Source organism: Photorhabdus heterorhabditis (assembly GCF_001280945.1).
In the GTDB taxonomy this organism is placed as follows: domain Bacteria; phylum Pseudomonadota; class Gammaproteobacteria; order Enterobacterales; family Enterobacteriaceae; genus Photorhabdus; species Photorhabdus heterorhabditis.
Map to the genome: position 1 here is coordinate 22,003 of NZ_LJCS01000059.1, position 6,001 is coordinate 28,003.

General features: G+C 42.7%; 7 protein-coding genes, 3 tRNA genes, 1 other RNA gene and 1 pseudogene. All 12 read left to right on the top strand.

What is annotated here, in order from left to right:
• The first annotated feature begins 128 nt into the window (after positions 1 to 128).
• Positions 129 to 590 carry a YchJ family protein gene (locus AM629_RS16895; protein WP_054480426.1) on the top strand — a complete coding sequence of 154 codons (462 nt, stop codon included), beginning with the start codon at positions 129 to 131 and terminating at the stop codon, positions 588 to 590.
• 61 nt (positions 591 to 651) lie between these two features.
• The gene (purU, locus tag AM629_RS16900) at positions 652 to 1,500 is read left to right on the top strand and encodes a formyltetrahydrofolate deformylase (RefSeq protein ID WP_054480427.1); all 849 of its coding nucleotides are present in this window, start codon (positions 652 to 654) and stop codon (positions 1,498 to 1,500) included.
• A 268-nt stretch (positions 1,501 to 1,768) separates the two neighbouring features.
• Positions 1,769 to 1,924: transfer RNA gene (locus tag AM629_RS22430), tRNA-Tyr, on the top strand.
• Positions 1,925 to 2,076: 152 nt separating this feature from the next.
• Positions 2,077 to 2,232, top strand: a tRNA-Tyr gene (locus tag AM629_RS22435).
• A gap of 152 nt (positions 2,233 to 2,384) precedes the next feature.
• Positions 2,385 to 2,469 (top strand) — tRNA-Tyr (locus tag AM629_RS16905).
• A gap of 45 nt (positions 2,470 to 2,514) precedes the next feature.
• A non-coding RNA gene (locus tag AM629_RS16930) (RtT sRNA) lies at positions 2,515 to 2,652 on the top strand.
• 386 nt (positions 2,653 to 3,038) lie between these two features.
• Positions 3,039 to 3,386, top strand: coding sequence for an NAD(P)-binding domain-containing protein (locus tag AM629_RS25315; protein WP_420806686.1), 348 nt, complete (start codon positions 3,039 to 3,041; stop codon positions 3,384 to 3,386).
• A 39-nt stretch (positions 3,387 to 3,425) separates the two neighbouring features.
• Positions 3,426 to 3,911 (top strand): NAD-binding protein, encoded by a 486-nt coding sequence (locus AM629_RS25320; RefSeq protein WP_420806687.1) that lies wholly within the window; start codon positions 3,426 to 3,428, stop codon positions 3,909 to 3,911.
• A pseudogene (locus AM629_RS25030) lies at positions 3,908 to 4,135 on the top strand (four-carbon acid sugar kinase family protein); the annotation flags it as partial. The gene AM629_RS25320 and the pseudogene AM629_RS25030, both read left to right, overlap by 4 nt.
• A 270-nt stretch (positions 4,136 to 4,405) precedes the next feature.
• The gene (locus AM629_RS23585; protein ID WP_054480429.1) at positions 4,406 to 4,819 is read left to right on the top strand and encodes a class II aldolase/adducin family protein; all 414 of its coding nucleotides are present in this window, start codon (positions 4,406 to 4,408) and stop codon (positions 4,817 to 4,819) included.
• A gap of 16 nt (positions 4,820 to 4,835) precedes the next feature.
• Positions 4,836 to 5,615 (top strand): 2-oxo-tetronate isomerase, encoded by a 780-nt coding sequence (gene otnI / locus AM629_RS16920; RefSeq protein ID WP_054480428.1) that lies wholly within the window; start codon positions 4,836 to 4,838, stop codon positions 5,613 to 5,615.
• A gap of 11 nt (positions 5,616 to 5,626) precedes the next feature.
• On the top strand, positions 5,627 to 6,001 hold a 375-nt coding region (locus tag AM629_RS16925; RefSeq protein ID WP_152912016.1), incomplete at its 3' end, for a DeoR/GlpR family DNA-binding transcription regulator.

Genomic DNA, 6,001 nt, shown 5'->3' on the forward strand with positions numbered 1-6,001 from the left:
TTTCACCTTTATCTTAGGTACTATCAATCATATTAGTTCAATTGAGTGACTATCATTTGTTCTCTTACGTTTCTTTGCAATAGAAAACGCATAAAATGGTATTTCACCCTTAAAAAATTGGAGTTATTTTGACAGAATTATGTCCTTGTGGTAGTGCAATAACTTTTGCAGATTGTTGTTCTCCTTATCTGCAAAACATAAAATTTGCTGCCAACGCTGAATCATTAATGCGTTCCAGATACAGTGCTTATGTAAAACACAATGTCGATTATCTTATTACCAGTTGGCATCCTGACTGTCAGGCTGAAAAGTGGCGTTTAGATATAGAACAAAGTTTTATTGCAACTCAATGGATCGGGTTAAATGTAATCGCGACTGAAAAAGGCAAAGACGACAACGAAGCCTATGTTGAATTTTCAGCTTGCTTTCTTGATCAGAAAGCTCAAGATAAACAACTTATCCATGAACGCTCACGTTTTCTTCGTATAGATCGGCGTTGGTACTATATTGATGGTGTAAAGCCTCAAACTGGCCGTAATAATCCTTGCCCATGCGGTTCGGGTAAAAAATACAAAAAATGTTGTGGTTAAAAACCACAGACAAAAACCAGATAAACAAGAAACGAAAAAGATTTAAGGAATCATCTCATTCATGCCACACCAAAATATACAAAAGAAAATTCTGCGTACTATTTGCCCTGATGCGAAAGGATTAATCGCTAAAATTACCAATATCTGCTACAAACACCAACTGAATATAGTTCAGAACAACGAATTCGTCGATCATTGCACTGGCCGTTTTTTCATGCGCACTGAACTTGAAGGAATCTTCAACGATGAAACATTTCTGGCTGATTTAGATGACGCACTTCCGGTTGGATCTCAACGGGAATTAAACTCTGCGGGTCGTCGTCGGATCGTTATTATGGTAACAAAAGAAGCGCATTGTCTTGGGGATTTACTCATGAAAAGCGCTTATGATGGACTTGATGTTGAAATTGCGGCAGTTATTGGCAACCACGCAACATTGCAATCATTAGTTGAGCAATTTGGTATTCCTTTTCATTTAATCAGTCACGAAGATTTAACCCGTGAACAACACGACGAAAAACTGATTGCCCAGATCGATCAATACAAACCTGATTACGTGGTACTAGCCAAATACATGCGGGTACTGACACCAGAATTCGTTCAACATTATCCAAATCAGATCATTAACATTCACCACTCCTTCTTACCTGCATTTATAGGGGCCCGTCCTTATCATCAAGCTTACGAGAGAGGTGTAAAAATCATAGGAGCAACAGCTCACTACGTGAATGACAATCTGGATGAAGGTCCAATTATTACTCAGAACGTCATTAACATAGACCATACATACACAGCGGAAGACATGATGAGAGCGGGCCGAGACGTTGAAAAAAACGTCCTAAGTCATGCTTTATACTGGGTTCTTGCTCAACGTGTTTTTGTTTATGGGAACCGCACTATAATTCTTTAAAATTAAATCAATTGGGACATAAGAGCAGCATTCAATAATTTAATTTTCAAACATATGTTTTACAGCGGCGGTTCATTTGATATGACTCCGCCCGTTGTAACCGACAATGATACATTTCAAAACTTGATGGGGTTCTATTTGTTCATAGGCTCAATATAAGGATAAAAAAACGGCATACGGTCACTTATTTTCAAAATAGACTTTACAGCAGCAGCTCATTTGATGTGATTCTGCCTGCTGTCATCAACAGTGATACATTTCAAAACTTGGTGGGATTCCCGGACGGCCAAAGGGAACAGACTGTAAATCTGCCGTCACAGACTTCGAAGGTTCGAGTTGAGCGCAGCGAAACAACAATGCGGCGCTTGCGACGCGTTGGCCCGCAGGGCGAGGAACGCAGTGACGAGTCATCCTTCCCCCACCACCGGCAAACAGACTCCTTATTTGCTCACAACCGAACCAATTAAGGATAAAAAAACGGCATACGGTTACTTATTTTCAAAATAGACTTTACAGCAGCAGCTCATTTGATGTGATTCTGCCTGCTGTCATCAACAGTGATACATTTCAAAACTTGGTGGGATTCCCGGACGGCCAAAGGGAACAGACTGTAAATCTGCCGTCACAGACTTCGAAGGTTCGAGTTGAGCGCAGCGAAACAACAATGCGGCGCTTGCGACGCGTTGGCCCGCAGGGCGAGGAACGCAGTGACGAGTCATCCTTCCCCCACCACCGGCAAACAGACTCCTTATTTGCTCACAACCGGACCAATTAAGGATAAAAAAACGGCATACGGTCACTTATTTTCAAAATAGACTTTACAGCAGCAGCTCATTTGATATGATTCTGCCCGCTGTAATCAACAGTGATACATTTCAAAACTTGGTGGGGTTCCCGAGCGGCCAAAGGGAGCAGACTGTAAATCTGCCGTCACAGACTTCGAAGGTTCGAATCCTTCCCCCACCACCACCGCTTAATATGCACTCAAGCATTCCAAAGAAACTAATAACAGCATATTCCCCATTCAGGGGAATGGTCGAGAACCTTCGCCAAGGTTCGAGTTGAGCGCAGCGAAACAACAACGCGACGCTTGCGACGCGTTGGCCCGAAGGGCGAGGAACGCAGTGACGAGTCATCCTTCCCCCACCACCACCGCTTAATATGCACTCAAGCATTCCAAAGAAACTAATAACAACATATTCCCCATTCAGGGAATGGTCGAAAACCTTCACCAAGATTCGAATTGAGCGCAGCGAAACCCAAAAACCATATTTGAACCTACATACTTTTGAGTTCCTACATACCTTTGAATTGACTGTGCTCTTAACATACCCACAATCATATTTTTTATCACACCTTTATGTGAAATTTAATTTCACACAACAACCCAATAAAAATCAAATAAATCATATAATTATAAGAAAAATCAGCTTCAAGAATGGGGTATACGAATGTGATGGCTGTCGTATATTTGTGAAATTCCGTGTGAAATAATCATAAAAAATAACAAATTATAACAGCAACACTAGGGAACCATTATGGACCAATCAATTCAAAAAATAGGGATTATAGGATTGGGCACTATGGGCATGGGGATCGCTCGTTCATTAATACGCGCGGGCATTCCTACATATGGCTTTGATTTAAATCTAAAAGCCTGTGATCAACTTCTGCAAGAGGGCGCTAAAGTTGCTGCAAACAATGCAGCAAGTTGGGCATCAGAACTGGATATCATTTTACTTGTTGTGGTCAACGGTGCTCAAATAGAAAACATACTATTCGGTGGAAAAACACCACTGGTCAGGCGGCTAAAAACCGGTACAGTCATCGTACTTCACAGTACCGTTGCCGCAAGAGCAAGCGAAAGACTTTGCTCGTCGTCTTAGCCAGTACAATATCAGAATGCTGGATGCTCCTTTACAGTTATGGCTTCTGGTGAACCTGCATTATTTGAACAATTAAAACCCATATTTAATGCCACCACGGAGCGCCTTTATCGTATCGGAGATGAAATTGGCCTGGGTTCCACCGTTAAAACTATCCATCAGTTACTTGCGGGTGTACATATTGCTGTCGCAGCAGAAAGTATGGCGTTAGCCGCAAAAGCAGGTATTTCTTTAGATCTCATGTATGACATCGTGACTCATGCCGCTGGTAACTCCTGGATGTTTGAAAACCGTGTCCCTCATATTCTCGCGGGAGATTACACACCAAAATCCTCCGTAGATATTTTCGTCAAAGATCTGGGATTAGTATTAGAGACAGGCAAGGCATTGAGATTCCCATTACCTCTATCAGCCACAGCACATCAAATGTTCCTTGCTGCCACTAACGAAGGTTTTGGTCAATGGGATGACAGCGCAGTTATCAAAACTTTTAAAGGTATCACTTTACCGGAGAAAGAATTATGACCATTAAATTGGGTGTTATTGCCGATGACTTTACCGGCGCAACCGATATCGCAAGTTTTATGGTGCAAAGCGGCTGGCGGGTTGTTCAGTTACTGGTTGCACCTGATGAAAATACAGTCGTCCCACAGAATATTGATGCCATTGTTATCAGCCTAAAAAGCCGCTCTTGCCCGGTAGATGAAGCGGTGAACAACTCACTAAAATCCTGCCGCTGGTTACGCCAAGAAGCAGGGTCCATGAATGATCTACTACCTATTGCCAGTGCTGTGTCAGAACTGACATTAGTAACCGGGGGTTCTGGCCTTGGTGCCGCACTTGCCAGTACAAATACCGGAAAATTATTGTCACCACCTCAGCCGGAAGGTGCAACACCCCCTGCTCAGAATAGACGTCCCGTGATCCTTTCCGGCAGTTGCTCCGTAATGACCAACAAACAAGTGGCTCAGTATCAGAAGCTAGCATTAATTTTTTCCTGCATGCTCAGGAGATGTTTCATGAGTGAACAGGCGCTACGAACAGAATTAGTAGAATGGGCTCGTTCAATGTTTTACCGAGGTTATCGCAGTGGCGGTGCAGGTAATATCAGTGCCAAACTGGATGATGGCACAATTATCATCACGCCAACCAACTCCAGTTTTGGCGACTTGCAAGCTGATCGTCTTAGCAAGCTGGATATAGAGGGTAACTGGCTATCTGGCGACAAACCCACGAAAGAAGTTGCCATGCATCCCATTCTGCTTTCTAACCACGGACCTGTTGTCGGTGGCAAAACTTTACGGCAAGCTTTTTTCAATGCGGAAGAATTGGAAGATACTGCCCGGTTATATCTGACATTATTACCATACGGTTTCACCACCTTAAATAAAGGGCAAGTGCAGGAACTTGAAACTCGTTATCCCAAAAACTGAATAAAAGGAATTCATCATGGCTGAATTTGCGGCAAACCTAAGTACGATGTTTAACGACGTTCCTTTTAAAGAACGTTTTGCCCGCGCAGCCAAAGCTGGATTTAAAGGCGTTGAATATCTGTTTCCTTATGAAGAAACCGCTGAAAACCTGGCTGTCCTGTTAAAACAGCATCAATTAACACAGGTTCTGTTCAACATGCCTGCCGGAAACTGGGCGGCGAACGAAAGAGGGATAGCCTCTGTTCCTGGTCGTGAAAAAGAATTTGCCGAAGGTGTACAGACCGCTCTGAAATATGCATTGGCTCTGAACTGTAAGCAAATTCATGCTATGGCAGGAAAACTGGATGAACAATTTACACCAGAACAACAACGTGAGTGTTATATCAGAAATATTCAACATTCCGCTGATGTGATGGCGGAACATAACATTAACGTATTAATTGAACCGATTAATAATCGTGATATGCCAGGTTATTTTCTGACAACTCAGCATCAGGCTGAAATATTGCTTAAAGAAATTAACCGTCAAAATGTTTTTATTCAGCTAGACCTTTATCACTGCCAGATTATGGAAGGTGATTTACTTCGCACCATTGAACGTTTATGGGGAAAATTCAGTCATATCCAGATTGCCTCCGTACCGGAACGCCATGAACCTGATAGTGGCGAAGTGAACTACCCATGGTTATTTAATAAACTGGATGAAATGGGCTATCAAGGCTGGCTAGGTTGTGAGTATCACCCCATCGGCTACACTGAAAATGGTCTGGGTTGGTTGATCAAGGCACAGAAATAACCGGAGAAAATATGCTCCCATCAGAGCGCAGAGACTTTATTTATCGCTATGTACATGAATATCGCACAATTTCCATCAGCGCCTTGGTTGAACTGATGAACGTTTCGCATATGACAGTACGGCGGGATATCCGCACTCTGGAAGAGGAAGGCAAAGTCATTAATGTCAGTGGCGGTGTGCAACTCAGTGATGTTCTACGCCAAGAATTACCCTGGAATGAAAAAGCCCAACTTAATCATCGGCATAAACGAGAAATTGGCCAATATGCGGTATCCATGGTTGAAGATGGACAAGTTGTTTATCTTGATGCCGGCACCACCACATTTGAAATTGCCAGAGTATTGGCTGAGCGTTTTAACCTCACCATTATTACTAATGATTTTTCC

Coding starts and splice junctions, on each gene's coding strand:
- purU (WP_054480427.1), top strand. CDS start 652: ATGCCACACCAAAATATACAAAAGAAAATTCTGCGTACTATTTGCCCT.
- AM629_RS25315 (WP_420806686.1), top strand. CDS start 3,039: ATGGACCAATCAATTCAAAAAATAGGGATTATAGGATTGGGCACTATG.
- AM629_RS25320 (WP_420806687.1), top strand. CDS start 3,426: ATGGCTTCTGGTGAACCTGCATTATTTGAACAATTAAAACCCATATTT.
- AM629_RS23585 (WP_054480429.1), top strand. CDS start 4,406: ATGAGTGAACAGGCGCTACGAACAGAATTAGTAGAATGGGCTCGTTCA.
- otnI (WP_054480428.1), top strand. CDS start 4,836: ATGGCTGAATTTGCGGCAAACCTAAGTACGATGTTTAACGACGTTCCT.